Annotated in this window: 1 protein-coding gene; it reads left to right on the top strand. The window is 43.3% G+C overall.

The window, feature by feature from the left end:
• Positions 1-458, top strand: a 458-nt coding sequence (locus tag R8N49_RS28220; protein ID WP_318190581.1) for a substrate-binding domain-containing protein, incomplete at its 5' end; no start/stop codon positions are given.
• Positions 459-630: the final 172 nt, after the last annotated feature.

Below are 630 nucleotides of genomic sequence, written 5' to 3'. Positions count from 1 at the left end.
GTATCGGATTTATTGGTGGACAAGACGAACCCAACACCGCAGACATTCGTGAAAATGCGTTTGTGGACTACGGCAGTCTAAAAGGTGTGGTTTCTGAAAACGACATTTATCGTGGCGATTTCTCTAGCTTGTCCGGTTATGACTTAGCGAAAGAGATGCTGGCCAAAGGCGATTTCCCAAAAGCGATGTTCATTGCTTCGGACTCCATTGCGATTGGTGTGTTACGAGCAGTGCATGAGTTTGGTTTAAACATTCCTGATGATATTGCGCTGATCAGCGTGAACGACATTCCTACCGCGCGTTTTACCTTCCCTCCTCTATCTACCGTTCGTATTCATTCTGAAATGATGGGTATTCAAGGCGTGAACTTGTTAGTAGAAAAATACCGTGACGGACGCGCACTGCCCCTTCAAGTGTACGTTCCAAGCAAGCTCAAGCTACGCGGCACAACTCGATAAAAACCCCCTCAAAACTGCTCAAATAAGGCACTGAATTTTCAGTGCTTTTTTATTTCTTCTTTTACTTTCTACCGAATTTTTACTGTTTTTACTTTCCAAAACAATCTAGAACGCATTCCTTTACGCTGATCACATCTTGCTCAACATTGGTCATTTAAAACGTGACCAAGTT

The sequence above is a fragment of the Vibrio sp. 1978 genome (genome assembly GCF_033344345.1).
Note: the sequence above shows the minus strand (reverse complement) of the source record. Positions and strands in the feature narration are given on the sequence as shown.